22 protein-coding genes are annotated in these 24,899 nt (G+C 74.2%); 17 read left to right on the top strand and 5 right to left on the bottom strand.

The window, feature by feature from the left end; genetic code table 11:
- Positions 1–786 carry a 3-oxoacyl-ACP reductase gene (locus ABTZ91_RS14570; protein WP_352077472.1) on the top strand — a complete coding sequence of 262 codons (786 nt, stop codon included), beginning with the start codon at positions 1–3 and terminating at the stop codon, positions 784–786.
- A 153-nt stretch (positions 787–939) separates the two neighbouring features.
- Complete coding sequence (locus tag ABTZ91_RS14565; RefSeq protein WP_352077471.1) at positions 940–2,214, top strand: haloacid dehalogenase-like hydrolase; 1,275 nt, start codon at positions 940–942, stop codon at positions 2,212–2,214.
- Positions 2,215–2,217: 3 nt separating this feature from the next.
- On the opposite strand, the gene ABTZ91_RS14560 is transcribed toward ABTZ91_RS14565, so the two are convergent.
- The gene (locus ABTZ91_RS14560) at positions 2,218–3,420 is read right to left on the bottom strand and encodes an amino acid deaminase/aldolase (RefSeq protein WP_352077470.1); all 1,203 of its coding nucleotides are present in this window, start codon (positions 3,418–3,420) and stop codon (positions 2,218–2,220) included.
- Positions 3,421–4,602: 1,182 nt separating this feature from the next.
- On the opposite strand from ABTZ91_RS14560, the gene ABTZ91_RS14555 reads away from it, so the two are divergent.
- From ABTZ91_RS14555 to ABTZ91_RS14545, 3 genes are read left to right on the top strand one after another with little or no spacing between them, the layout of a single operon-like run.
- Positions 4,603–5,526: a hypothetical protein gene (locus tag ABTZ91_RS14555; RefSeq protein WP_352077469.1), complete on the top strand. Its 924-nt coding sequence runs from the start codon at positions 4,603–4,605 to the stop codon at positions 5,524–5,526.
- Positions 5,523–6,701: a type VII secretion-associated serine protease mycosin gene (gene mycP, locus ABTZ91_RS14550; RefSeq protein WP_352077468.1), complete on the top strand. Its 1,179-nt coding sequence runs from the start codon at positions 5,523–5,525 to the stop codon at positions 6,699–6,701. Before ABTZ91_RS14555 ends, mycP begins: the two co-directional genes overlap by 4 nt.
- Before the next feature lie 42 nt (positions 6,702–6,743).
- The gene (locus tag ABTZ91_RS14545) at positions 6,744–7,481 is read left to right on the top strand and encodes an SseB family protein (protein WP_352077467.1); all 738 of its coding nucleotides are present in this window, start codon (positions 6,744–6,746) and stop codon (positions 7,479–7,481) included.
- Between the two features lie 84 nt (positions 7,482–7,565).
- On the opposite strand, the gene ABTZ91_RS14540 is transcribed toward ABTZ91_RS14545, so the two are convergent.
- Positions 7,566–7,952: a DUF1844 domain-containing protein gene (locus tag ABTZ91_RS14540; RefSeq protein ID WP_352077466.1), complete on the bottom strand. Its 387-nt coding sequence runs from the start codon at positions 7,950–7,952 to the stop codon at positions 7,566–7,568.
- Positions 7,953–8,262: 310 nt separating this feature from the next.
- On the opposite strand from ABTZ91_RS14540, the gene infC reads away from it, so the two are divergent.
- The 10 genes from infC to ABTZ91_RS14490 all read left to right on the top strand — a co-directional run bounded on the left by infC (position 8,263) and on the right by ABTZ91_RS14490 (position 19,663).
- The gene (gene infC, locus ABTZ91_RS14535) at positions 8,263–8,961 is read left to right on the top strand and encodes a translation initiation factor IF-3 (RefSeq protein WP_352077577.1); all 699 of its coding nucleotides are present in this window, start codon (positions 8,263–8,265) and stop codon (positions 8,959–8,961) included.
- Between the two features lie 125 nt (positions 8,962–9,086).
- Positions 9,087–9,281 (top strand): 50S ribosomal protein L35, encoded by a 195-nt coding sequence (gene rpmI / locus ABTZ91_RS14530; RefSeq protein ID WP_041128339.1) that lies wholly within the window; start codon positions 9,087–9,089, stop codon positions 9,279–9,281.
- A gap of 106 nt (positions 9,282–9,387) precedes the next feature.
- Positions 9,388–9,774 carry a 50S ribosomal protein L20 gene (gene rplT, locus ABTZ91_RS14525; protein WP_345282361.1) on the top strand — a complete coding sequence of 129 codons (387 nt, stop codon included), beginning with the start codon at positions 9,388–9,390 and terminating at the stop codon, positions 9,772–9,774.
- 159 nt (positions 9,775–9,933) lie between these two features.
- The gene (locus tag ABTZ91_RS14520; RefSeq protein WP_352077465.1) at positions 9,934–10,773 is read left to right on the top strand and encodes an RNA methyltransferase; all 840 of its coding nucleotides are present in this window, start codon (positions 9,934–9,936) and stop codon (positions 10,771–10,773) included.
- A gap of 234 nt (positions 10,774–11,007) precedes the next feature.
- Positions 11,008–12,102, top strand: coding sequence for an ATP-binding protein (locus tag ABTZ91_RS14515; RefSeq protein WP_407077959.1), 1,095 nt, complete (start codon positions 11,008–11,010; stop codon positions 12,100–12,102).
- 222 nt (positions 12,103–12,324) lie between these two features.
- Entirely contained in the window at positions 12,325–13,452 is a 1,128-nt protein-coding gene (pheS, locus tag ABTZ91_RS14510; protein ID WP_345490123.1) for a phenylalanine--tRNA ligase subunit alpha, read from the top strand.
- The gene (pheT, locus tag ABTZ91_RS14505) at positions 13,452–15,983 is read left to right on the top strand and encodes a phenylalanine--tRNA ligase subunit beta (RefSeq protein ID WP_352077464.1); all 2,532 of its coding nucleotides are present in this window, start codon (positions 13,452–13,454) and stop codon (positions 15,981–15,983) included. Before pheS ends, pheT begins: the two co-directional genes overlap by 1 nt.
- A gap of 438 nt (positions 15,984–16,421) precedes the next feature.
- Positions 16,422–17,354, top strand: coding sequence for a PP2C family protein-serine/threonine phosphatase (locus ABTZ91_RS14500; RefSeq protein WP_352077463.1), 933 nt, complete (start codon positions 16,422–16,424; stop codon positions 17,352–17,354).
- Between the two features lie 271 nt (positions 17,355–17,625).
- Positions 17,626–19,008, top strand: a complete 1,383-nt coding sequence (locus tag ABTZ91_RS14495; protein ID WP_352077462.1) for a transcriptional regulator — start codon at positions 17,626–17,628, stop codon at positions 19,006–19,008.
- Positions 19,009–19,132: 124 nt separating this feature from the next.
- The gene (locus ABTZ91_RS14490; protein WP_352077461.1) at positions 19,133–19,663 is read left to right on the top strand and encodes an NUDIX domain-containing protein; all 531 of its coding nucleotides are present in this window, start codon (positions 19,133–19,135) and stop codon (positions 19,661–19,663) included.
- 140 nt (positions 19,664–19,803) lie between these two features.
- Here ABTZ91_RS14490 and ABTZ91_RS14485 read toward each other — a convergent pair whose 3' ends face one another.
- A complete protein-coding gene (locus tag ABTZ91_RS14485) occupies positions 19,804–20,664 on the bottom strand; it encodes a 3-hydroxybutyryl-CoA dehydrogenase (protein ID WP_345490129.1) in 861 nt (286 codons plus the stop codon).
- Between the two features lie 179 nt (positions 20,665–20,843).
- Here ABTZ91_RS14485 and ABTZ91_RS14480 point away from each other — a divergent pair, with 179 nt between their 5' ends.
- Complete coding sequence (locus ABTZ91_RS14480; RefSeq protein WP_352077460.1) at positions 20,844–22,088, top strand: family 10 glycosylhydrolase; 1,245 nt, start codon at positions 20,844–20,846, stop codon at positions 22,086–22,088.
- 60 nt (positions 22,089–22,148) lie between these two features.
- Here ABTZ91_RS14480 and ABTZ91_RS14475 read toward each other — a convergent pair whose 3' ends face one another.
- Both ABTZ91_RS14475 and ABTZ91_RS14470 read right to left on the bottom strand, forming a co-directional pair.
- Positions 22,149–22,352 carry a DUF1918 domain-containing protein gene (locus tag ABTZ91_RS14475; protein ID WP_352077459.1) on the bottom strand — a complete coding sequence of 68 codons (204 nt, stop codon included), beginning with the start codon at positions 22,350–22,352 and terminating at the stop codon, positions 22,149–22,151.
- A gap of 71 nt (positions 22,353–22,423) precedes the next feature.
- Positions 22,424–23,449 (bottom strand): DMT family transporter, encoded by a 1,026-nt coding sequence (locus ABTZ91_RS14470; RefSeq protein WP_352077458.1) that lies wholly within the window; start codon positions 23,447–23,449, stop codon positions 22,424–22,426.
- On the opposite strand from ABTZ91_RS14470, the gene ABTZ91_RS14465 reads away from it, so the two are divergent.
- Positions 23,448–24,884, top strand: coding sequence for a PLP-dependent aminotransferase family protein (locus ABTZ91_RS14465; RefSeq protein ID WP_352077457.1), 1,437 nt, complete (start codon positions 23,448–23,450; stop codon positions 24,882–24,884). The genes ABTZ91_RS14470 and ABTZ91_RS14465 overlap by 2 nt on opposite strands.
- Positions 24,885–24,899 lie beyond the last annotated feature (15 nt).

Genomic DNA, 24,899 nt, shown 5'->3' with positions numbered 1-24,899 from the left:
ATGACCGACACCCAGATCGTCTGCCGCCGGCTGGTCGGCCGCACCGCCGTCATCACCGGCGCCGGCAGCGGCATCGGCCTCGCCGCCGCCCGCCGCCTCGCCTCCGAAGGCGCGAACGTCGTCTGCGGCGACATCGACGAGCAGGCCGGCAAGGCCGCCGCCGAAGAGGTCGGCGGCACCTTCGTCAAGGTCGACGTCACCGACCCCGAGGAGGTCGAGAACCTCTTCAAGGTCGCCTTCGACACCTACGGCTCCGTCGACATCGCCTTCAACAACGCCGGCATCTCGCCCCCCGACGACGACTCCATCCTGGAGACCGGCCTGGAGGCCTGGAAGCGCGTCCAGGACGTCAACCTGACCTCCGTCTACCTGTGCTGCAAGGCCGCCCTGCCGTACATGCGCCGCCAGGGCAGGGGCTCCATCATCAACACCGCCTCCTTCGTCGCCGTCATGGGCGCCGCCACCAGCCAGATCTCCTACACCGCCTCCAAGGGCGGCGTGCTCGCCATGTCCCGCGAGCTCGGCGTCCAGTTCGCCCGCGAGGGCATCCGCGTCAACGCCCTCTGCCCGGGCCCGGTCAACACCCCGCTGCTCCAGGAGCTGTTCGCCAAGGACCCCGAGCGGGCCGCGCGCCGCCTGGTGCACATCCCGGTCGGCCGGTTCGCCGAGGCCGAGGAGATCGCCGCCGCGGTCGCCTTCCTCGCCAGCGACGACTCCTCGTTCGTCAACGCCACCGACTTCCTCGTCGACGGCGGCATCTCCGGCGCGTACGTGACCCCCCTCTAGACCTCCTCCAGGCCCTCCCTCCGGACCCCGGTCCGGGCCTCGCCACCGCCGCCACCCATCCCCATCCCCGTCCCCCCCCCTTCCCACCCCCACCCGCGCAGCCGGGCGTCGCAAGGCGCCCGGCTGCGCCGCGTACGGAACAGGAGAACGCCCGTGCACGACACCTTCCGGGCCGGGGCCGCCGTGGCCGCCCTCGCCCTCGCCGCGACCGCACTCCTGCCCACGGCGAGCACACAGGCCGCACCCCACCGGCCCGCCGCCTGCCCCACCCTCACCGTCGCCCAGGGCTGGTACGGCGACAACAAGGCCCGCCTCGACCGCCTGATCGCCGACCACTGCCGAAAGAAGACGGTGAAGGGCGCCAAGCCCCTCGCCGTCTTCGACTGGGACAACACCGTCATCAAGAACGACGTCGGCGACGCCACCTTCTCCTGGCTGCTGCGCAACGACCGCGTCCGACCGCCGAAGGACGGCGACTGGACCACCACCAGCCGCCACCTCACCCCCGAGGCGGCCACGGCGCTGCGGGGCGCCTGCCCCACGGGCGTCCGCACACTGCCCACCGCCACCGACACGCGCTGCGCCGACGAACTCCTCGCCGTGTACGGGACGGGCGCCACCACCGGCGGCGCGGCGGCCTTCGCCGGCTACGACCACCGCCGCATGGAACCCCAGTACGCGTGGCTCGCCCAGCTCCTGCACGGCTGGACCCCCGGCCAGGTCCGGGCCTTCGCCGCCGCCGCCCGCGCCGAGAACCTCGCTGCCCCGCAGGGCGCCACCCAGCAGGCCGGCAGCTCCCGGGTCACCGGCTGGATCCGCCACTACGACCAGCAGCGCGACCTGATCCGGGCCCTGAAGGACGCCGGTTTCGACGTGTGGATCGTCTCCGCCTCACCCGAGCCCGTCGTCGACGTGTGGGCCGAGGGCATCGGCATCCCCGCCTCCCGCGCGATCGGCATCCGCAACACCACCGAACACGGCCGCCTCACCTCCCACCTCAAGGGCTGCGGCACGGTGGCGGACGGCGAGGACCGGATGATCACCTACATCGACGGCAAACGCTGCTGGATCAACCAGGAGATCCTCGGCGTCCACGGCCCCGCCGCCGAACGCGTCCAGCCCGCCCACCGCCGCCAGGTGTTCGCCGCCGGCGACTCCGACACGGACGTCTCCTTCCTCCGCGACGCCACCGGCCTGCGGCTCGTCGTCAACCGCAACAAGAACGAGCTCATGTGCCGGGCGTACGACGACGCCGACGGCCGCTGGATCGTCAACCCCATGTTCATCGAGCCGAAGAAGCGCAAGCCGGACCCGTACCCCTGCGCCACCACCGGCTACACCGCCGCCGACGGCACCCCGGGGCCGGTCCGGCGCGACGACGGCAGCGTCGTACCGGACCGGACGGACACCGTGTACGGAGCCCCCTGACCCCTAGAGGAACGTCCGGCCCTCGCCCCGGTACGTCGGCACGGCGGCCGTGACCCGGTCGCCCTCCACCAGGTGCAGGGTGTCGAAGCGCTCGCACAGCTCCCCGGCCTTCGCGTGCCGGAACCACACCTTGTCGCCGATGCGCAGGTCGTCGGCCGGGGAGCCGAGCAGCGGCGTCTGGACCTCGCCCGGGCCCTCCCGCGGGTCGTAGCGCAGACCCTCCGGCAGATACGGGACCGGGAGCCGGTCCCGGCCGGCGACGCCCGAGGCGGGGTAGCCGCCGCCCAGCACCGTCACCACGCCCACGCCCGGGCGGCGCACCACCGGCTGCGCGAACAGCGCCGCCGGGCGGCCCGTGAAGGACGTGTAGTGGTCGAACAGCCGCGGCACGAACAGCCCCGAACCCGCCGCGATCTCCGTCACCGCGTCCTCGGCCGCCGTGTGCTGCACGCTGCCGGTCCCGCCGCCGTTGACGAACTCCAGGTCCGGCGCCACCGCCCGCACCGCCCTGACCACCGCCGCCCGGCGCGCCGCCAGCTCCCTGCGCGCCGCCGACTGCATCAGCCGGACCGCGCGCGAGCGCAGCGGCCGGCCCGCGACCGCGTCCCCGACGCCCGCCACATGACCCTCGTACGCCATCAGCCCCACCAGCCGGAAACCGGGCCGGCGCGCGACCGACCGGGCCAGCTCGGCCAGCTGCGCGGGCTCCCGCAGCGGCGAGCGCCGGGCCCCGATCCGCACCCGGCCGCCGAGCAGGTGCAGCGAGGTGTCCAGCTCCAGACAGACCCGGACCTCCTCCGCGCCGCCCGCCCGCGACGCCTCGATCAGATCGAGCTGCGCCACGTCGTCGACCATCACGGTCACGGCCGAGGCCAGCTTCGCGTCCCCCGCGAGCTCCGCGAACGCGGCCCGGTCCGCGGACGGATACGCCAGCAGCACGTCCTCGAACCCGGCCCTGGCCAGCCACAGCGACTCGGCCAGCGTGAACGACATCACACCCGCGAACCCGTCCCGCCCCAGCACCCGCTCCAACAACGCCCGGCACCGCACCGACTTGCTCGCGACCCGCACCGGCTTCCCGCCGGCCCTGCGGACCAGATCCTCGGCGTTGGCGTCGAAGGCCTCCAGATCGACGACGGCGAGGGGCGCGTCGAGATGAGCGGTGGCCCGGTCGTACCGGGCGCGGTCGGCGGCACGGGGAGTCATGGCCCGAGCTTGCCAGACAGGTTTACGCGTGGGTAGCCCCTTGATCCGCCCGCCCCCCTCGGTTCCCGCCCCACCGGGAACAGCCCGTAGAGTGGCGGCCATTGCTTTCGCAGATCGACCAAGGGGACGGGGATGAGCACCGAGCCACAGCGCCCCACGTCCCGCATCACCGAGGCCCTGCTGCCGCCCGACCCCCACCCCTCGCCGGCCTCCGGCCCCCGCGCCCCCCAGCCGACCCAGCCGACCTCGACGGACCGCGCGTCCGCGCCGGGGGATGGCAGTGCCCGCCAGGCTGGGCCGGCCCCGGCGGATCGCCCGTCCGCGCCGGGGGCCGGCGGTCCCCACCAAGCTCCGTCGATCTCGACGGATCGCCCGTCCGCGGCTCCGGGTGCCGGCGGTCCCCGCCAGGCTCAGCCGACCTCGACGGATCGCCCGTCCGCGGCTCCGGGTGCCGGCCAGGCTCCGTCCACTCCTGCGGTTGCGACGGCGTCCGCGACCTCGACGGTTCAGCCGACGTCGATTGCGGCTCCCGGAGCCCGCCAGGCTCGGTCCACCCCGGCGTCCGTGGGCTCCGCGACTCCCGGGGACCGTCATGCCGAGCCGGCCACGGCGTTCACGGGCTCCGCGACCCCTGGGGTCCGCCAGGCCCAGCCGACCCCTGCGGCCCCGGCGGACCGCTCCGCCGCTTCGCCGGCCGGGCCCGACGGCCCGACGGCCGCCGCGTCCCAGCTGCCGCCGGGCAGCGCCGCGCCCCGCGTTCCCGCCCCGGCGCCGGCTGCGCCCGCGCCCCGGGCGGAACAGCCCCCGTCGCCGTCCGCCGGACCGGCACCCGCGACTCCTCCCGCCACGCGCCCCGGACCGCCGATGCCGCCCGGCGACGCCGCGCCCCGCGTCCCTGCCCCGGCACCGGCTGCGCCCGCGCCCCGGGCGGAGCACCGCACCTCCCGGATCACGGAGGCCCTGCTGCCCCAGGAGCGCCCCGCGCCGCCGGCTTCCGCCTCCGCCCACTCCGCGCCGGCAGCCCCCGCGCGTCCCGCCCCGACGGCCTCCGCCGCCCCCGCGCGCCCCGCCCCCACGGCTCCCGCCGTCCCCGCCGCGCCGGCGCCCGCCCCGTCCTCTCGCCCCGCCCCGTCCTCTCGCCCCGCGCAGCCGCTGCCGCCCGAGCAGCCGCCGAGGGGAGCCGTGGGGCACGTCCAGACGGCCGCCGAGACCACCACCCGGCTCCGGCCCGTACGGGACAGCCGTCCCGTGCCCCGGCCCGCGCAGCCTCCGGTCGCCGCGCCCGCAGCCGCGTACCCCTACGACGCGTGGGCGCTCGGCGCCGAGGCGCCCGCCGAGACGACCACCCGGCTGCGCCCCGTACGCGACCGCAAGCCCGGCAGGGTCGTGGCCGCCGCGGTGTGCGGGGTGCTCGCCCTGGGGCTCGTCGGTTTCGCCGTGACCGGGGCGGTCCTCGCCGGCAGCGGGGCCGGGGAGCCGGACGAGCCGGCCGGCTACACCCCGGCCCGCGCGCTCTGGCACAACGCCCCCGTCGACACCCTCTTCCCGCGCACCCTCCCCGGCCCCTCCGCCGGACCCGGCGGTTCCGCCCGTACGTGGACGCGGATCGTCGTCGCGCCCGACGCGCCCTGCACGCCGGCCACCCTCCCCCAGGGTCTCCACACCGCCCTGAAGAGCGTCGGCTGCGAGCGCGTCCTGCGCGCCACCTACACCGACGCCACCTCCTCCCACGTGACCACCGTCGCCCTGGTCTTCACCCACGCCGACCCCGCCACCATGCGCACCCTCGGCTCCCGCGCCGCCGACGAACCCGCGCCCGCACTCTCCGGCCCCGGCACCGTCGCCGCCCGGTTCGGCGACCGGCAGCGGGCCAGCTGGTGGCGGCACGTCCTGCCCGACCTGCCCGTCGTCGTCACCGCCGTCTCCGGCTTCGCCGACGGCCGCGCCGTCACCGAACCCGAACCCGCCGACCGCGCCATGACCCCCAAGCGGACCACCCCCGTCGCCCAGGCCGGCCTCGGCCACGAGGCCAAGGGCGTCGGCGAAGCCGTCGAACGCGCCCTGCGCAAGACCGTCGCCGCCACCCTGAAGGAGGACCAGGAGTGAAGCTCCGCCGCCACCGTGGCCGCGCCGCGGCCGCCGCGCTGCTCGCCGCCGCCTTCACCGTCCTCCCCGCGGCCACCACCCCCGCGTACGCCGACACCATCCGCGCCCGCCAGTGGGGCCTCGACGCCCTGCACACCACCCAGGCCTGGCGGACCACCCGCGGCGAGGGCATCACGGTCGCCGTCCTCGACACCGGCGTCGACGCCACCCACCCCGACCTCGCGGGCTCCGTGCTGCCCGGGACCGACCTCGTCGGCTTCGGCGCCGCCCGCGGCGACCGCGCCTGGGCCCGCCACGGCACCGCGATGGCCGGCATCATCGCCGGACACGGCCACGGGCCCGGCGGCCAGGACGGCGTCCTCGGCGTCGCCCCGAAGGCGAGGATCCTCCCCGTGCGGGTCATCCTCGAAGGCACCGACAAGGCCCGCGACAAGGCCCGCAAGACCCGCGGCACGGCCCTCGCCGAAGGCATCCGCTGGGCCACCGACCACGGCGCCGACGTCATCAACCTCTCCCTGGGCGACGACTCCGAGTCCGCCCACCCCGACGCCGGCGAGGACGCCGCCGTGCAGTACGCCCTCGCCAAGGGCGTCTCCGTCGTCGCCTCCGCCGGCAACGGCGGCGAGAAGGGCGACCACATCTCCTTCCCCGCCGCCTACCCCGGCGTGATCGCCGTCACCGCCGTCGACCGCTGGGGCACCCGCGCGTCCTTCTCCACCAGCCGCTGGTACGCGACGGTCAGCGCCCCCGGCGTCGACATCGTCATCGCCGACCCGGACCGCCGCTACTACGAGGGCTGGGGCACCAGCGCCGCCGCCGCGTTCGTCTCCGGCGCCGTCGCCCTGGTCCGCGCCGCCCACCCCGACCTGACGCCGGCCCAGATCAAACGGCTCCTCATCGACACCGCCCGCAGCCGCCCCCAGGGCGGCCGCAGCGACGAGAAGGGGTACGGGACGGTCGACCCGGCCGCCGCCATCGAGGAGGGCGCCCGGCTGAAGGGCACCGACCTCAAGACCGTCGCGGCCGGCCACACCGCCCGCTACTTCGGCCCCGGCCCCCAGCCCGCCCCCGAGGAGACCCACCCCATCGGCCTGCTCGCCCCTCTCGCGGGCGGTGTCGGCATCCTCTTCCTCGCCGCCGCCGTCGCCCTCTGGCGCGGCAGCCACCCGCGCTGACCCAGGTCGGGGACCCCGGAGCCCGGCGGTTAGGCTCGGTGCGTGGCGCTCAAGAACATCCCCGACCCCGGTTTCTCCGACGACGACGGCACCGCCGACCCGCGGCTCGCCGCGGCGCTCGCCGCGTGGGCGGAGGACCGCACCGCGCACGGGCCCGTGCTCGAAGCCCTCCGGGACGCGCGGCTGCTCGTGCCCGTCGTCGCGGTCCTCGGCGAGGTCGAGGTCGACCCCGTGACGGGGCTGCGCCAGGAGAAGACCAGCGACATGGCCGTGCCGACGCTGACGGCGGGGGACCGGCGGGCGCTGCCGGCCTTCACCTCGATCGCGTCGCTCGCCCTGTGGGACCCGGCCGCCCGGCCCGTCGCCGTCCCGCTGCGGCAGGCGCTCGCGGCCCTCGTCCACGAGAAGGCCGACACCCTGGTCCTCGACCTGGCCGGCCCCGTGCCGTACCAGATCACCGGTTCCGCGCTGCTCGCGCTCGCCGAGGGCCGCAGCAGTGCGGACCCGCTGGACGACCCCGCCGTCCGGGACGCGGTCCGCGACGCGGTCGCCGCCGAGCCGGCCGTCCTGCGCGCCCACCTGGGCCCCGGCGCCGCCGACGGCACCCTCGCCCTGGTCCTCGCCGAGGACGCCGCTCCCGCCGAGGCCGCCCAGCGGGTGGCCCGGCGGATCGCCGCCGACGAAACACTGAGGGCCCGCCTGGTGCGCGGCCTCGACCTGGCACTGCTGCCGGCCTCGGCCACGCCTCCCGGCGAGCCCTTCTACGTAAAAACGGACTGACCCTCGTCGTCCTAGCCGTACACCGGCCCCGTGGCCGCGGTCCTCCGGGGGGCGACCCCCGTACCCCCGCCTGGCCGGCCGGTCCTACCCGTACACCGGCCCGGTGTACTTCTCGCCCGGCCCCTGGCCCGGCTCGTCCGGGACGATGGAGGCCTCGCGGAAGGCCAGCTGCAGGGACTTCAGGCCGTCCCGCAGCGGTGCCGCGTGGAAGGAGGAGATCTCCGTCGCGCCGCCGTCGAGCAGGCCCGCCAGGGCGTGGATCAGCTTGCGGGCCTCGTCGAGGTCCTTGTGCTCGTCGCCCTCCTCGGTGAGTCCGAGCTTCACCGCGGCGGCGCTCATCAGGTTGACGGCGACCGTCACGATCACCTCGACCGCCGGGACCTCGGCGATGTCGCGGGTCATGGCGGCGAAGTCGGGAGCTTCCGGGGAAGCGGAGGAGTCCGTGGACTCGTGCTGGGGCGTCTCGCTCATGCCCCACACGATAAGCGGACGTACGGTTCGCGCCGACCGGCGGGTCCTGCTAACCTTGTGTAACGACCGGCCGGACACCTGTGTGCCCGGCCCACAAGTGGAGGCTCCGACTTCCCACCTTGCCGCCCTCGCGGGCGGCGGGTCACCGGTCAGGTGGTCACCATCGTTCCGTACGGACGATGGAGCCGCCCGATGTGCGCCCCGCGGTTGACCGCGGCGGTGCTCCGGTTTTCCGTGGAGCCCCGCCTGTGTCCCGTCGGGGCATTTTTTCGTGCGCCGCTCGGTTGGTCTCGACAGTTCTACCGTGTACGTGTCCGTCCGCCAGGCGGTCGCGTGGTGCTACCGAGGAGGATCCATCAGCGCCGAGCCCCGCATCAACGAGCGGATTCGCGTTCCCGAGGTGCGTCTTGTCGGCCCCAGTGGCGAGCAGGTGGGCATCGTCCCGCTTGCCAAGGCCCTGGAGCTCGCGCAGGAGTACGACCTCGATCTGGTTGAGGTCGCGGCGAACGCCCGTCCGCCCGTGTGCAAGCTCATGGACTACGGGAAGTTCAAGTACGAGTCGGCCATGAAGGCCCGTGAGGCGCGCAAGAACCAGGCGCACACGGTCATCAAGGAGATGAAGCTCCGGCCGAAGATCGACCCGCACGACTATGACACCAAGAAGGGTCACGTCGTCCGGTTCCTCAAGCAGGGTGACAAGGTCAAGATCACGATCATGTTCCGTGGTCGTGAGCAGTCCCGGCCGGAGCTCGGCTACCGACTGCTGCAGCGCCTCGCGGAGGACGTTCAGGAGCTTGGCTTCATCGAGTCCAACCCGAAGCAGGACGGCCGGAACATGATCATGGTTCTCGGTCCGCACAAGAAGAAGACCGAGGCCATGGCCGAGGCCCGCGAGGCCCAGGCCGCGCGCAAGGCCGAGCGCCAGGGCGGTTCGATCGAGGCGCCCGCCGCGGAGGCCCCGGCCGAGCAGGCTCCGGCCGACACGTCGGCCGAGAACCCCGAGGCGTGATCCCGCGGGGCTGCCCTCGTGGCAGCCCCAGGGTTCCGCCCCGGAACACCAAACGAAGATCTGACGCTCCCAGTCGTCCGGTGCCCGCACCGGGGGAGCGCCACTGACGAGGAGATAACGGCGCTATGCCGAAGAACAAGACGCACTCCGGTGCCAAGAAGCGCTTCAAGGTCACCGGCTCCGGCAAGATCCTGCGCGAGCGCGCCGGCAAGCGCCACCTGCTCGAGCACAAGTCGTCCAAGCTCACGCGTCGCCTCACCGGCAACGCCGAGATGGCCCCGGGTGACTCCGCCAAGATCAAGAAGATGCTGGGCATCTGATCTGATCTCCCGCCCTCGGCGACGAGGGCATCCGGCACCGTCCGGGACCCATCCGATTTCCGGGTCGTGTGAGGACCACCACGACCCCGCTACAAGGAGTTAAGAAGTGGCACGCGTCAAGCGGGCAGTCAACGCCCACAAGAAGCGCCGGGCGATCCTCGAGCAGGCCTCCGGCTACCGCGGTCAGCGTTCGCGCCTGTACCGCAAGGCCAAGGAGCAGGTCACCCACTCGCTGGTCTACAACTACAACGACCGCAAGAAGCGCAAGGGCGACTTCCGTCAGCTGTGGATCCAGCGCATCAACGCCGCTGCCCGCCTGAACGGCATGACGTACAACCGCCTCATCCAGGGTCTGAAGGCCGCCAACATCGAGGTGGACCGCAAGATCCTCGCCGAGCTGGCCGTCAACGACGCCGGCGCGTTCGCCGCGCTGGTCGAGGTCGCGCAGAAGGCCCTCCCGGCCGACGTCAACGCCCCGAAGGCCGCCGCCTGATCTTCCAGGTCGCAGTGCTTCTGCCCGGACCCGCAGGCCCCGCGCCTGCGGGTCCGGCGCGTTGACCGCCGTTTCCGCTTCCGTTTCCGCTTCCGCTTCGGCCGCCGTCTCGCGGCCGTACCCGAGTCGGGCCGAGCCGAGTCAGAGAGCCGCAGGCACATGTCCACCCCCGAGCTGATCTCCCCGCGTTCGCCGCGCGTCGTCGCCGCCCGGCGGCTCGCCAAGCGCAATTTCCGGGGCAAGGACCGCCTCTTCATCGCCGAGGGCCCGCAGGCCGTCCGCGAGGCCGTCGAGCACCGCGGCAGCACCGGTGAGCCGACCCTCGTCGAGCTCTTCGCCACCGTCGAGGCGGCCGAGCGGTACGCCGGCATCGTCGACGCCGCCCGCGCCTCCGGCGCCCGCGTCCACCTCGCCTCCGACGCCGTCCTCGCCGAGGTCTCCCAGACCGTCACCCCGCAGGGGCTCGTCGGCGTCTGCCGCTTCCTCGACTCGCCCTTCGAGGACATCCTCGCCGCCCGGCCCAAGCTGGTCGCCGTGCTCGCCCACGTCCGGGACCCCGGGAACGCCGGCACCGTGCTGCGCTGCGCCGACGCGGCCGGCGCCGACGCCGTGATCCTCACCGACGCCTCCGTGGACCTGTACAACCCCAAGTCGGTACGCGCCTCCGTCGGCTCCCTCTTCCACCTCCCGGTCGCCGTCGGCGTCCCGGTCGAACAGGCCGTCGCCGGCCTCAAGGGCGTCGGCGTACGGATCCTCGCCGCCGACGGCGCGGGCGAGGACGACCTCGACGACGAGCTGGACGCCGGCACCATGGGCGGCCCCACCGCCTGGGTCTTCGGCAACGAGGCATGGGGGCTGCCCGAGGAGACCCGCGCCCTCGCCGACGCCGTCGTCCGCGTGCCCATCCACGGCAAGGCCGAGAGCCTCAACCTGGCGACCGCGGCCGCCGTCTGCCTCTACGCCTCCGCGCGCGCCCAGCGCCCCCGCACCACCTCCTGAGCGCTCCCCGAGCCCCCGCCGGACCCCCTCGCCTAGTAGGGTGACGGACTCGGGGCCCACTGCGATACACGGAGGGGTGGGATGACGGGGATGACGGTCGGCACGGGCAGTCCCGCACAGGCACAACGCGCCCCGGCGCACGCGCCGGAGCCGCCCCCCGCCCACCAGGACCCCCCTCACGGCCCGGAGGCGGCCCCGCCCGCGCAGGACCGCGCCCCGACGCCGGCCCAGGCCATGGCCCCCATGCCCGACCCCGACGCCGCCGCGTCCCCGTGGCCCGGCATCGATCCCGACGACCTGCCCGACGGGCTCGTCGTCGCCGACGAACGCGGCCTGGTCATCTGCTTCAACGCTGCCGCCAGCCGCATCACCGCCGTACCCGGTGACGAGGCCGTCGGCCGGCCGCTCGACCAGGCGCTGCCGCTGGAAGACCTCAAGGGCCACCGCTGGTGGGCGCTCACCGACCCGTACGGCGGCCTCGCCACCCGGCGCGGCCAGCCCGAGCGGAACCTGCTGCTGCCCGGCGGGCGCGAGGTGCTCGTCTCCGCCCGCTACGTCCGCGCCCACCCCACCGGACCGGTCCGGCGGGTCGTCGTCACCCTGCGCGGCACCGAGGCCCGCCGCCGCACCGAACGCAGCCACGCCGAGCTCATCGCCACCGTCGCGCACGAGCTCCGCTCGCCGCTCACCTCCGTCAAGGGCTTCACCGCCACCCTCCTCGACAAGTGGGAGCGGTTCACCGACGACCAGAAGCGGCTGATGCTGGAGACCGTCGACGCCGACGCGGGCCGCATCAAGCGGCTCATCGCCGAGCTCCTCGACATCTCCCGGATCGACTCCGGCCGCCTGGAGGTGCGCCGGCAGCCCGTCGACATCGCCGCCGCCGTCGGTCGCCACGTGCACGCCCACACCACCGGCGGCCAGTCGCCGGACCGCTTCTTCGTCCGGGTCCACCCCGACCTGCCGGAACTGTGGGCCGACCCCGACAAGATCGACCAGATCCTCGGCAACCTGCTCGAAAATGCGGTGCGCCACGGCGAGGGAACCGTCACCATCGAGGTGGCACCCACCACGGCCACCACCGACGGAGAGAAGGGGACGGAGGTCACCGTGAGCGACGAAGGCCCCGGCATCCCCGAGGAGTCGATGGGCCGCGTGTTCACCCGCTTCTGGCGGGGCAGCAAGCGCGGCGGCACCGGACTCGGCCTCTACATCGTCAAGGGCGTCGTCGAGGCCCACGGCGGCACGATCACCGTCGGACGCGGCCCCCGTGGCGGAGCCGAGTTCCGATTTATCCTGCCCGTCGGCACCCCGGCCCACCTCCTCTGAGCCTCCTCCGCGCCTTCGCCGAGACCCCGCCGAGACCCGGCGAAGTCCCCGCCGAGTCCCCTCGGACGTCTCACCAGGCGAGAACATACGAGCTCAGGAGCCCCCCGGACCGCCCACGGGCCCAATCGCGTCCCCTCACCCCGTTAGACTCGTCCTTTGGCACGTTTGCGCCCTTGACGTCGAGCGGGGCCGCCCAGCCAGCCAACGGAAGCACGGGAAGAGATGTCGGCACCCAATAAGTCGTACGACCCGGTCGAGGTCGAGGCCTTGAAACCGGAAGAGATCGAGCGCATGCGGGACGAGGCGCTCGCCGCCTTCGCCGCCGCAGGCGACCTCGACGCGCTCGCCCACGCGAAGACCGCGCACACCGGCGGCACCTCGCCGCTGGCGCTCGCCAACCGCGAGATCGGCGCCCTGCCCCCGCAGGCCAAGGCCGCGGCCGGCAAGCTCGTGGGCCAGGCCCGCGGGGTCGTCTCCAAGGCGCTGGCCGCCCGCCAGGCCGAACTCGAGGCCGAGCGCGACGCCCGCGTCCTCGTCGAGGAGGCCGTCGACGTCACCCTGCCGTACGACCGCGTCCCGGCCGGTGCCCGCCACCCGCTGACCACCCTCATGGAGCGCGTCTCCGACGTCTTCGTCTCCATGGGCTACGAGGTCGCCGAGGGCCCCGAGGTCGAGGCCGAGTGGTTCAACTTCGACGCCCTCAACTTTGTGCCGGACCACCCGGCGCGGCAGATGCAGGACACCTTCTTCGTCCAGGGCCCCGAGGGCACCAGCGGCGACGAGTCCGGCGTCGTGCTGCGCACCCACACCTCGCCGGTGCAGGCCCGCACCCTCATCGACCGGGAACCCCCGGTCTACGTGGTGTGCCCCGGCCGCGTCTACCGCACCGACGAGCTCGACGCCACGCACACCCCGGTCTTCCACCAGATCGAGCTGCTGGCCGTCGACGAGGGCCTCACCATGGCCGACCTCAAGGGCACCCTGGACCACATGGTCCAGGCGCTCTTCGGCCCGGACATGAAGACCCGGCTCCGCCCGAACTTCTTCCCCTTCACCGAGCCGTCCGCCGAGATGGACATGCTCTGCTACGTCTGCCGCGGCGAGTCCGTCGGCAACCCGGAGCGTCCCTGCCGCACCTGCGGCAGCGAGGGCTGGATCGAGCTCGGCGGCTGCGGCATGGTCAACCCGAAGGTGCTCGTCGCCTGCGGTGTGGACCCCGAGAAGTACAGCGGATTCGCCTTCGGGTTCGGCATCGAGCGGATGCTGATGTTCCGCCACAACGTCGAAGACATGCGAGACATGGTCGAGGGTGACGTCCGGTTCACCCGGCCGTTCGGGATGGAGATCTGATGCGGGTCCCGCTTTCCTGGCTGCGGGAGTACGTCGACCTGCCGGCGACGGAGACCGGCCGTGACGTACAGGCCAAGCTCGTCTCGGCGGGACTCGAGGTCGAGACCGTCGAGCAGCTCGGCGCGGGCCTCACCGGCCCGCTGGTGGTCGGCAAGGTCCTCACCATCGAGGAGCTGACCGAGTTCAAGAAGCCCATCCGCTTCTGCACCGTCGACGTCGGACAGGCCAACGGCACCGGCGAGCCGCAGGAGATCATCTGCGGCGCCCGGAACTTCGCCGAGGGCGACAAGGTCGTCGTGGCCCTGCCCGGCGCCGTGCTGCCCGGCGACTTCCGGATCGCCGAGCGCAAGACGTACGGCCGGGTCTCCCGCGGCATGATCTGCTCGGGCGACGAGCTCGGCATGGGCGACGACGGCTCGCACGGCATCATCGTGCTGCCGCCGGAGCACGAGGTCGGCACCGACGCCACCGTCCTGCTGGAGCTGTACGACGAGGTCCTCGACATCGCCGTCACCCCGGACCGCGGCTACTGCCTGTCGATGCGCGGTGTCGCCCGCGAGACCGCCATCGCCTACGGCCTGCCGCTGCGCGACCCGGCGCTCCTGGACGTGCCCGCGCCCAACGCGTACGGCTACCCGGTCCAGATCGCCGACCCGATCGGCTGCGACCGCTTCACCGCGCGCACCGTCGTCGGCCTCGACCCGGAGGCCCGCAGCCCGATCTGGCTCCAGCGCCGCCTGCAGAAGGCCGGCATGCGCCCGATCTCGCTTGCCGTCGACGTCACCAACTACGTGATGCTCGAACTCGGTCAGCCGCTGCACGCCTACGACCGCACCCGGCTCGACGGCCCCATCGGGGTCCGCCGCGCCGAGGCCGGCGAGAAGATCACCACCCTTGACGGCACGGTCCGCGTCCTGGACGCCGAGGACCTGGTCATCACCGACAACCGTGGGCCGATCGGCATCGCGGGCGTCATGGGCGGCGCCAACACCGAGATCGCCGACCCGACGACCGACCCCGAGACCGGCATCGTCTCCGGCACCACCGAGGTCGTCGTCGAGGCCGCGCACTTCGACGCGATCTCGATCGCCCGCACCGCGCGCCGCCACAAGCTGTCCTCCGAGGCGTCCAAGCGCTTCGAGCGCGGCGTCGACCCGCAGGCCGCGGCCGCGGCCGCGCAGCGCACGGTCGACCTGCTCGTGCTCCTCGCGGGCGGCACCGCCGAGGCCGGCGTCACCGAGGTCATCGCCCCGTCCGCGCCGCGCACCATCGCCATGCCGGCGAACCACCCCGACAAGGTGGCCGGGGTGGACTACGGCCGCGAGACCGTCGTGCGCCGCCTCCAGGAGGTCGGCTGCGACGTCTACGGCCAGGACGAGCTCGTGGTCACCGTGCCCTCGTGGCGCCCCGACCTGAACGAGCCGAACGACCTCGCCGAGGAGGTCATCCGGCTCGAGGGCTACGAGAACCTGCCCTCCACGCTGCCCAAGCCCCCCGCGGGCCGCGGCCTCACCGAGCGCCAGCGCACCCACCGCCGGGTGGGCCGCGCGCTGGCCGGCGCCGGCTACGTCGAGGCGCTGAACTACCCCTTCATCGGCGAGCAGGTCTTCGACCAGCTCGGCCTGGACGCGGACGACGCCCGCCGCCGGGTCGTGAAGCTGGTCAACCCGCTCTCCGACGAGGAGCCCGCCCTCCGTACGACGCTGCTCCCGGGCCTGCTCGGCGCGCTGCGCCGCAACGACGGGCGCGGCAGCCACGACCTGGCCCTCTTCGAGACGGGTCTGGTCTTCCGGCCGACCGACGGACAGCCGGGCGTCGCCGTCCGTCTGCCCGTCGACCGCCGCCCCGGCGACGAGGAGATCGCCCGCGTCAACGCCGCGCTGCCCGCGCAGCCGCGCCGCGCGGCCGTCGTCCTCTCCGGGGCCCGCGAGCAGGCCGGCTGGTGGGGCAAGGGCCGCCCGTCCGACTGGGCCGACGCGATCCAGGCGGCGCGGATCGTGGCCGCCGAGTTCGGTGCGGAGCTGGTGGTCGACGCCGACCAGCACGCCCCGTGGCACCCGGGCCGCTGCGCCTCCTTCCAGGTCGTGATCGACGGGGAGCTGACCCTCGCCGGCCACGGCGGCGAGCTCCACCCGCGCGTGGTGAAGGCCCTCGGCCTGCCGGCCCGCACCTGCGCCATGGAGCTGGACCTGGACGTCCTGGAGCGCGCGAGCGAGGGCCCGGTCAAGGCCCCGCGCATCTCCGCCTTCCCGGTCGCCACCCAGGACGTCGCCCTGGTCGTCGACCAGGACGTGCCCTCGGCGGCGGTGGAGTACTACCTGGCCGGCGGCGCGGGTGAACTCCTCGAGTCCATCCGGCTGTTCGACGTCTACACCGGCGACCAGATCGGCGAGGGCAAGAAGTCCCTGGCCTACGCCCTCCGCTTCCGCGCCCCCGACCGCACCCTCACCGTCGACGAGGCCACCGCGGCCCGCGACGCCGCGGTCGCCCTGGCCGCGGAACACACGGGCGCGGTCCTCCGCGGCGCCTGACGGCCACGACGAGAAGGGGTCCCGGCCCGGGTGAACAACCCGGGCCGGGGCCCTTCGCGTTGCGTGGCCGCTGCCGACATCCGCTTGGTACGAGCAGCGCTCCAGGTCGGAGCCGTGCCCCACGCACTCCCGTGCCGCACGTACCCCCCCGTACTCCCGTACGAGCCCGCTCACTCCTTCGGGTGGGATCCTCGGTGGGCGTTCCCCCGTGCCCTCCCGCACCGTAAGAATCGACGCGGCCACAGGGGCGGGCCTGTGTGCCGCAGGGTCTTCGGGCGCTGGCGGGCCTCGGGAAGGGCGCCGTGGATGTTCCGTGACAGGTCGGTGGTTGCCGAAGGCTCCCGGTTGCGGCGGATGGCGCCGCTGGCGGCTCCCGCGGTGTGGGGGGCCGGGGCCGTCGCGTGGCGGTGGTGGTCTCCGCTGGCCAGGGAGCCCGGGATGCCCCTGCGGATCGCCACCAGCGCCGTGTTCCTCACCGTCGGAGCGGTCCTCGTCCTCGGGGCGCGGCGCGGGCTCGCGCGGGAGCTGGCGCGGGTGCGAGCCGTGGCCGAGGCCGCGCAGCAGGTGCTGCTGCGGCCGCCGCCCGCGCGGCTCGACGGCCTGGCCGTCGCCGCGGGGCAGCTGTCCGCGTCGCGCGGGGCCGTGGTCGGCGGCGACCTGTACGAGGCGGCGGCCACGCCGTACGGGGTGCGGATCGTCATCGGGGACGTGCGGGGCCACGGGCTCGCCGCGCTCGGCGCCGTGGTCGCGATCCTCGGCAGCTTCCGCGAGGCGGCCCACGACGAACCCGAACTCGCGGGCGTCCTGCGGCGTCTTGACCGGGCGCTCGGCCGGCATCTGCGCGAGCGGGCCCGCGAGGAGCACCCGGCAAGCACCGGGCACCCGCCCGAGCACCCGGCGGCGGAGGAGTTCGTGACCCTGCTGCTCCTGGAGATCCGCCCCGACGGCCAGGTCGACGCCCTCGACTGCGGCCACCCCGGCCCGTACCGCCTCGGCCGTCGCGTCGAAGCCGTCCCCGTCGGCGACCCGCTGCCGCCGCTCGGCGCCTTCCCGCTCCCCGCCGACCTCGTCCCGCACCGCGCGACCCGGCTGCTGCCCGGCGAGACGCTGGTGCTCCACACCGACGGTGCCGAGGAGGCCCGGGACCACCGGGGCCGCTACTTCCCGCTGGAGAAGGTCCTCGCCGACGCGGCACGCGAGTCACCGGCGGCGCTCGTCGACCGCGTCCACACCGCGCTGCTGCGCCACACCGGCGGCCGGCTCGCCGACGACGTGGCCCTGCTCGTCGTCCGCAACGACCGGGTGCGGGTACCGGCGCAGCCCGCCGAACCCGGGCTGCGCCGTACCCGGCCCGCGCCCTCCCCGTACTAGCGGTCGGACGGAGAGGACGGGTGGCCGGCGCCGCCCGCGCTGCCACGGAGTGTCGGGCAGATCAACAGCGCGGGCGGCGCGCACCGGGCGGCCGCACTGTCAGAGGGGGAGCCGGCGGCCCGGCCCTCGCCTTTCGGCGAGGGGGCCAAGTCAACCGGCGGCGGGGCGACTTCGGCACCGCGCACGGAAGGCAGGAAAGAGCACTTCGTTCACACCCCGTGCGAAAGCGTCCTTCACTACTCTGAGCGCACCGAATCACCGGAGCGGTCCCATGCAACCCCACTCCTCACCCCACACCCCGCGATCCGCCCCCAACGCCCTGCTCGACGCCCTGCTCGACGAGGCGGGCATCTCGCACGCCGGACTCGCCTCCCGCGTGAACCAGGCGGGCCGGGCCCGTGGCCTCGCCCTGCGCTACGAACACACCGCCGTCGCCCGCTGGTTGAAGGGCCAGCGGCCGCGCGGCCAGGTGCCCGACCTGATCTGTGAGGTGCTCGCCGCCCGGCTGCGGCGCCCCGTCACCCTCGACGACATCGGCCTCGGCGTGCCCGACGGTACGGGTACGGGGCTGCCCGCCCCCGGCACACCGCTCGCCGGGTTCGTCGAGCGGGCCACCGCCCTGTGGCGCTCCGACGAGCAGCGGCGCCCGCACCTCCGTGCCGCGCAGGCGGTGACCGGGACGCCGGCGGTGATGCCGGTGTGGGAGTGGGAGAACCCGCCGGAGGACACCGACGTCTCCCGTGACGGCCGCACCCGTGTCTCGGCCGCCGACGTCACCATGCTGAGCGCCGCCCGGGCCCACTACGAGCAGATGTACCGCAGGGCCGGCGGCATGGCGACGCGGGCCAGGATCGTCGGCTTCCTCAACGCCGAGACGGCGCCGCTGCTGCGCGGCGCGTACGGCGACGCCCTCGGCCGGCGGCTGCACCGGGCCACCGGCGGCCTGGTGGCGGTGGCCGGGATCTGCGCGTACGACTCCGACGCCCAGGGCCTCGCCCAGCGCTACTTCCACCAGGCGCTGCGCCTGGCGAAGGCGAGCGGCGACCGTGGGCTCGGCGCCTACGTGGTGGCGCTGCTCGTCAACCAGTCGCTGTTCATGGGGGAGTACCGGCAGGCGGTGGCCTTCGCCGAGGCGGCGCTGCGCTCCGCGGGGCAGCGGATCACGCCGGCCCTCGCCGCCGACCTGACCGCGATGCAGGCGAAGGCGTACGCGCGTCTCGGCGACCGGGCGGCGGCGCTCGCCTGCGTCCGGCGGGCGGAGAGCGAGGCCGAGCGGATCAGCCCCGGCCACGAGCCCGCCGAGACGGGCTATGTGCAGCCGGGCCTCGTCAATGTGCAGGTCGCCGAGGCCCTCCTCCGTCTGGGTGAACTTGCGGCGGCCCACGAGCACGCGACGGCGGCCGTCGGGACGCCGGCCCACGACCGGGGGCGGGTGCACCGGCTGGCCGTGCTCTGCCAGATCGAGCTGCGGCAGGGGGAGCCGGAACGGGCCGCGCGGACGGCGGTGGAGATGACCGAGCGGGCCCGTGGGATGGAGTCGCAGCGGCTGCGCGACCGGCTCCGGCTGGTGCGGGAGCATCTGCTCGCCAGCGGGGGAGGGGACGCCCGCCAGGCGGCGGAGCTCATCGACGGCGCGCTCCGCGTACCCCTGTGAGCACCGTGGCCGGTGCCCCGGTGAGCGCCCCCTCGGGTGACCCGGTGAGCTTTTCCTTGCGCCCCCGTCACTGCTGCGATATTGCCACCAAGTAATCACCGACCAGTCGGAAGGTGGCAAAACCGTGCAGTGGACGAAATTAAGTGAACAGCTCGTCTATGAGAACCGGTGGTTCCGGGTCAACCTCGCGGACGTCGAACTCCCCGACGGCCGACGCCTCGACCACTATCTGATCCGGCTCCGCCCGGTCGCCGCCGCGACCGCCGTCAACGACGCCGACGAGGTCCTGCTGCTCTGGCGCCACCGCTTCATCACCGACAGCTGGGGCTGGGAGCTGGCCGCCGGCGTCGTCGAGGACGGCGAGGACATCGAGGCCGCCGCCGCCCGCGAGATGGAGGAGGAGACCGGCTGGCGTCCCGGCCCCCTGCGCCCCCTGCTCACCGTGGAGCCCTCCAACGGCCTCACCGACGCCCGGCACCACCTCTACTGGGCCGAGCAGGCCACCCGCACCGGCCCGCCCCAGGACGCCTTCGAGTCCTCCCGCCTCGCATGGGTCCCCCTCAAGCTCGTCCCCGAGCTGATCGCCCGCGGCGAGGTCCCGGCCGCCAACACGGCCGCGGGCCTGCTGATGCTCCATCACCTGCGGCTCGGCTGACCACGGGCGGGCCCGGAACGCGCCGGACGGCCCGGACCTGTGCGGTGTACGGGCCGTCCGGGAGACACTCATGTCTCAGAAGACACTCATGTCTCAGAGTGCAGCATCTCAGGAGTGCAGCGCCTCAGGAGCACGGCGCCTCAGGAGTACGGGTAGAAGCCCGACCCCGTCTTGCGGCCGAGCCGGCCCGCGTCCACCATCCGCTGGAGCAGCGGGGGAGCGGCGTACAGGGGCTCCTTGTACTCGGCGTACATCGAGTCGGCGATCGAGGCGATCGTGTCCAGGCCGATCAGGTCGGAGAGCTTCAGCGGCCCCATCGGGTGGGCGCAGCCGAACTCCATGCCGTTGTCGATGTCCTCACGGCTCGCGATGCCCGACTCGAACATCCGGATCGCGGACAGCAGGTACGGCACGAGCAGCGCGTTCACCACGAAGCCCGAGCGGTCCTGGGCGCGGATCGCGTGCTTGCCGAGGGTCTTCTCGGCGAACAGCTGCGCCCGGCTGATCGTGCCCTCGGAGGTGGTGAGGGCGGGGATCAGCTCGACCAGCTTCTGCACCGGTGCCGGGTTGAAGAAGTGGATGCCGATGACGTGGTCGGGGCGCGAGGTCGCCACCGCCAGCTTCACCAGCGGGATCGAGGAGGTGTTGGAGGCCAGGATGGCGTCCGGCCGGGTCACCACCTGGTCGAGCACCTGGAAGATCTCGGTCTTGACCTGCTCGTTCTCCACGACCGCCTCGATCACGAGGTCGCGGTCGGCGAACTCGCCCAGGTCGGTGGTGAAGCTGAGCCGCGCGAGCGTCTCGTCGCGCTCCGCCTCGCTGATCTTGCCGCGTTCGGCGGCCTTGGCCAGCGAGTTGTAGAGCCGCGTGCGGCCGATCTCCAGCGCCTCGCCGGTGGTCTCGGCGACCTTCACCTCGAGACCGCTGCGGGCACACACCTCCGCGATGCCCGCGCCCATCTGGCCGCAGCCCACCACTCCGACGCGCTCAATGTCGGCCATGGAGTCCGTCACCTCGTGCCTTTCGCTCATTGCTGGCGGCGGGCCCGTGTGATTCCGGTGCGTCCGCCTCGACCCCACGACGTTACTCCCGACGGAGCAAATGATCGATCGTCTGGGGTGGGCATGCTGTCCGATGGGCTGTGACGTATCCGATAGCGAGGAAGGGCCAGGGGTGACATATGACGCCAATCGGTAGAAGAGGGTTCGTCACCGGAGTCGCGTTGACGGCACTCGCGGTCGGGGCGGGACGAGCGGACGCCGCGGCGGGCCGAGAGCCGCGCCGCTCCGCTCGTGAGCGCGACGACGGGGACGGGGACGGGCGGGCCCCCGGTGACTTCCGGGGCATGTGGATCGCCACGATCAGCAACCGGGACTTCCCCTCCCGGCCCGGACTGACCGCCGGCGAGCAGCGCGCCGAGCTGGAAGCCCTGCTCGACCTCGCCGTGCGCCGCCGCATGACCGCCGTCGTCCTCCAGGTCCGTCCCTCGGCCGACGCCCTGTGGCCCTCGCCGTACGAGCCGTGGGCGCAGTGCCTCACCGGCGTCCAGGGCACCGACCCCGGCTGGGACCCGCTCGGCACGGCCGTGACCGAGGCGCACGCCCGCGGCCTGGAGCTGCACGCCTGGTGCAATCCGTACCGCGTCGCCGCCCACGCCGACCCGAACCGGCTGGCCCCCGGCCACCCCGTGCGGCGCAATCCCGGCTGGGCCCTCACCTACGACGGCAAGCTGCTCTACGACCCGGGCCTGCCCGAGGTCCGGCGCCACGTCCAGGACGCGATGCTGGACGCCGTCCGCCGCTACGACATCGACGCCCTCCACTGGGACGACTACTTCTATCCGTATCCCGTGGCCGGGCAGCGGCTCGACGACGACGAGACCTTCCGCAGGTACGGGGAGGGGTTCTCGGACCGGGCGGCGTGGCGGCGGCACAACGTCGACCTGCTCGTCTCGGAGATGGCGGCGCGGATCAAGGAGGTCAGGCCCGGCGTCGCCTTCGGTATCAGCCCCTTCGGCGTGTGGCGCCACGCCTCCACGGACCCGGCCGGCTCCGACACGGGGCCGACCGTGCAGACCTACGACGACCTGTACGCGGACACCCGCCGCTGGGTCAAGGAGCGCTGGATCGACTACGTCGCCCCGCAGCTCTACTGGCACATCGGCTTCCGCACGGCCGACTACGCCAAGCTCGTGCCCTGGTGGGACGCGGTGGTCCGGGGCACCGGCGTGCGCCTCTACGTGGGGGAGGCGCTCTACAAGGTCGGCGATCCCGCGCAGCCCGCCGCCTGGCAGGATCCGCGGGAGCTGGCGCGGCACGTCGAACTCGCCCGCCGCCACCCGACCGTGGCGGGCCACTTGTATTTCGCGGCCCGCGAGGTCGCCGAGGACCCGCTGGGCGCGCTCACCGCCGCCGTCGAGGCCTGACGGCGGGGGCGGCGGGGACGGCGGGAACGGACGGGGCCGGGGCCGGGGGGACCCGGGGGCTCACTGGCCCCCGGCCTCCGGCTTGTGGCGTACGACGGTGTCGGGACCCGGCGACATCAGGGCCTCGTGGCCGTCGTCGTCGAACTTGACCTGGTACGGGGGGCCGCCGTTCTCGCCCAGTACCTTCAGGACCTTGGCCGTGCGGTCGTGCTGACCGACCGTACGGCCGTGCACCACCAGCTTGTCGCCCTCGGACGCACGCATCGGTGACCTCCTCGCGGCCGGGCTCGCCCTGCTCCGCACTGCGGCTTTCTCCTGCCATTGTGACCCGTGTCTCAGCTCTTCGCCCGCTGGGTCACCGCGATGCAGACGAGCACCGCCACGGCCGCGAGCGGGGCCGCGGGGGCGAGCTCCTCGCCGAGCACGGTCACCGACCAGAACAGGGTGAGCAGCGGCTGGGCGAGCTGGAGCTGGCTCGCGCGCGGGATGCCGATCGCGGCCATGCCCCGGTACCAGACGTACAGGCCGAAGAAGGTGGAGCCGGCCGCCACCCAGAGGAGACCGGCGATGCCGTGCGCCGTCAGGTGCACCGGCTCGTACGCGAGGGCGACCGCCGAGCCCACCGTCATCAGCGGCAGGCAGAACACCAGCGCCCAGCCGATCACGTGCCAGCCCGGCATCAGCCGCGCGAGCCGGCCGCCCTCGGTGTATCCGGCGGCGCACACCAGCAGCGCGCCGAAGAGGTAGAGGTCGCCGGTCGACAGGGCCCCGCCGCTCTGCTGGAGGGTGAAGGCGAGCACGACGACGGCCCCGGAGACCGCCGCGATCCAGAACGTACGGGACGGGCGCCGGCCCGTACGGATCGCGGCGAAGGTCGCCGTGGTGAGCGGCAGCAGGCCCACCACGACGGCGGCGTGCGAGGTGGTCGAGGTCTGCAGCGCCAGGGTCGTGAGCAGCGGGAAGCCGACCACCACACCGCCCGCGACGACCGCGAGCCCGGCCCAGTGGCGCTGCTCCGGCAGCGGCACCCGGCCGGCCAGCAGGAAGGCGCCCGCGATCAGCGCGGCGAGCACCGAGCGGACGGCCACCAGGGACCAGGGCCCGAAGCTCTCCAGGCCCCAGGCCGTGGAGGGGAAGGTCAGCGAGAAGGAGACCACGCCGAGCGCGGCGAGCAGGGTGCCCCGGCGGGCGGCCGCGGGGCCGGTGGCGTCGGCGCCGGCCGGATCCGTCGGCGCTGTGGCGCCGGCTCCGGTCGGACCCGCCGGGCCGGTGGCGACGGCTTCACCGTCGGCGGATGCGGCGTCTCCAAGGGGTGCAACCGCTATCGTGCTCGGAGTAGTAGCGCTATTCTGTGCTCTCATGCATGAGCGTAGCAGCGTCGCGGACCTGGCGAAATCCCTGAAGGCGGAGCTCAACCGCTACTCCCCTGGGGAGAAGCTGCCGTCCAGTCGGACCCTCGTCGAGCGCTACCGCGTCTCCCCGGTCACCGTCACCCGCGCCCTCGCCCAGCTCGCCGCCGAAGGCCTCGTCGTCACCCGCCCCGGCGCCGGCGCCTACCGCGCCGAGACCCGCACCACGGCCCCCGCCGCCGGTGACACCTCCTGGCAGGAGCTCGCGCTCAGCGCCGACACCGCCACCGAACTCGTCCCCCGGGCCGTCGACGCCTCCGGCGTCCTCGTCACCCTGTCCGCACCCCCGCCCGGCGTCGTCGAGTTCAACGGCGGCTACCTCCATCCGAGCCTCCAGCCCGAACGCGCCCTCGCCGCCGCCCTGGCCCGGGCCGGCCGCCGGCCCGGCGCCTGGGGCCGCCCGCCCGCCGACGGCCTCACCGAGCTGCGCGCCTGGTTCGCCCGCGAGATCGGCGGCAGCGTCACCGCCGCCGAGATCCTCATCACCGCCGGCGGCCAGTCCGCCCTCACCACCGCCCTGCGCGCCCTCGCCCCGCCCGGCACCCCCGTCCTCGTCGAGTCGCCCACCTATCCGGGCATGCTCGCCGTCGCCCGCTCCGCCGGACTGCGGCCCGTGCCCGTCCCCACCGACGCCGACGGCATCCGCCCCGAACTCCTCGAAGCCGCCTTCCGCGCCACCGGCGCCCGTGTCGTCGTGTGTCAGCCGCTCTTCCAGAACCCGACCGGCGCGGCGCTCCCGGTCGAGCGCCGGGCCGCCGTCGTCCGGATCGCCCGTGCCGCCGGCGCCTTCGTCATCGAGGACGACTTCGCCCGCCGCCTCGTCCACGAGGACGCCTCCCCGCTGCCTCCGACGCTCGCCGCCGACGACCCCGACGGCGTCGTCGTCCACGTCTGCTCCCTCACCAAGATCACCTCGGCGAGCCTCCGGGTCGGCGCGCTCGCCGCCCGCGGCCCGGTCCTCGAACGACTCCGCGCCATCCAGGTCGTCGACAGCTTCTTCGTCCCCCGCCCCCTCCAGGAAGCCGCCCTCGAACTCGTCGGCTCCCCCGCCTGGGGCCGCCACCTGCGGGCCGTCACCCAGGAACTGAAGAACCGCCGCGACACCATGACCGGCGCCCTCGCGCTCCACCTCCCCGAACTCGCCCTGCCCCACATCCCCTCCGGCGGCTACCACCTCTGGCTGCGCCTGCCCGACACCCTCCCCGAAGCCGCCCTCCTGCCCACCGCCCTGCGCGCCGGAGTCGCCGTCGCCCCCGGCCGCCCCTATTTCGCCGCCGAGCCGCCCGCCGGCCACATCCGGCTGAGTTTCGCGGGTGTCGCCGGGCCCGCGGAGATCATCGAGGGCGTGCGCCGGCTGCGGGCGGCGATCGACGAGCTCACCGGGTAGGGCGGCCGGCCGTCC

The organism is Streptomyces sp. NPDC126499, assembly GCF_040302485.1.
Lineage (GTDB): Bacteria > Actinomycetota > Actinomycetes > Streptomycetales > Streptomycetaceae > Streptomyces.
This window is presented reverse-complemented; position numbering and strand designations above follow the sequence as displayed.

Bases quoted from the DNA above. Each gene is read 5' to 3' on its own strand.
- ABTZ91_RS14570 (WP_352077472.1), top strand. From the start codon at position 1: ATGACCGACACCCAGATCGTCTGCCGCCGGCTGGTCGGCCGCACCGCC.
- ABTZ91_RS14560 (WP_352077470.1), bottom strand. From the start codon at position 3,420: ATGACTCCCCGTGCCGCCGACCGCGCCCGGTACGACCGGGCCACCGCT.
- ABTZ91_RS14540 (WP_352077466.1), bottom strand. From the start codon at position 7,952: ATGAGCGAGACGCCCCAGCACGAGTCCACGGACTCCTCCGCTTCCCCG.
- rpmI (WP_041128339.1), top strand. From the start codon at position 9,087: ATGCCGAAGAACAAGACGCACTCCGGTGCCAAGAAGCGCTTCAAGGTC.
- ABTZ91_RS14520 (WP_352077465.1), top strand. From the start codon at position 9,934: ATGTCCACCCCCGAGCTGATCTCCCCGCGTTCGCCGCGCGTCGTCGCC.
- ABTZ91_RS14515 (WP_407077959.1), top strand. From the start codon at position 11,008: ATGGCCCCCATGCCCGACCCCGACGCCGCCGCGTCCCCGTGGCCCGGC.
- pheS (WP_345490123.1), top strand. From the start codon at position 12,325: ATGTCGGCACCCAATAAGTCGTACGACCCGGTCGAGGTCGAGGCCTTG.
- pheT (WP_352077464.1), top strand. From the start codon at position 13,452: ATGCGGGTCCCGCTTTCCTGGCTGCGGGAGTACGTCGACCTGCCGGCG.
- ABTZ91_RS14500 (WP_352077463.1), top strand. From the start codon at position 16,422: ATGCCCCTGCGGATCGCCACCAGCGCCGTGTTCCTCACCGTCGGAGCG.
- ABTZ91_RS14495 (WP_352077462.1), top strand. From the start codon at position 17,626: ATGCAACCCCACTCCTCACCCCACACCCCGCGATCCGCCCCCAACGCC.
- ABTZ91_RS14485 (WP_345490129.1), bottom strand. From the start codon at position 20,664: ATGGCCGACATTGAGCGCGTCGGAGTGGTGGGCTGCGGCCAGATGGGC.
- ABTZ91_RS14480 (WP_352077460.1), top strand. From the start codon at position 20,844: ATGACGCCAATCGGTAGAAGAGGGTTCGTCACCGGAGTCGCGTTGACG.
- ABTZ91_RS14475 (WP_352077459.1), bottom strand. From the start codon at position 22,352: ATGCGTGCGTCCGAGGGCGACAAGCTGGTGGTGCACGGCCGTACGGTC.
- ABTZ91_RS14465 (WP_352077457.1), top strand. From the start codon at position 23,448: ATGCATGAGCGTAGCAGCGTCGCGGACCTGGCGAAATCCCTGAAGGCG.
- ABTZ91_RS14470 (WP_352077458.1), bottom strand. From the start codon at position 23,449: ATGAGAGCACAGAATAGCGCTACTACTCCGAGCACGATAGCGGTTGCA.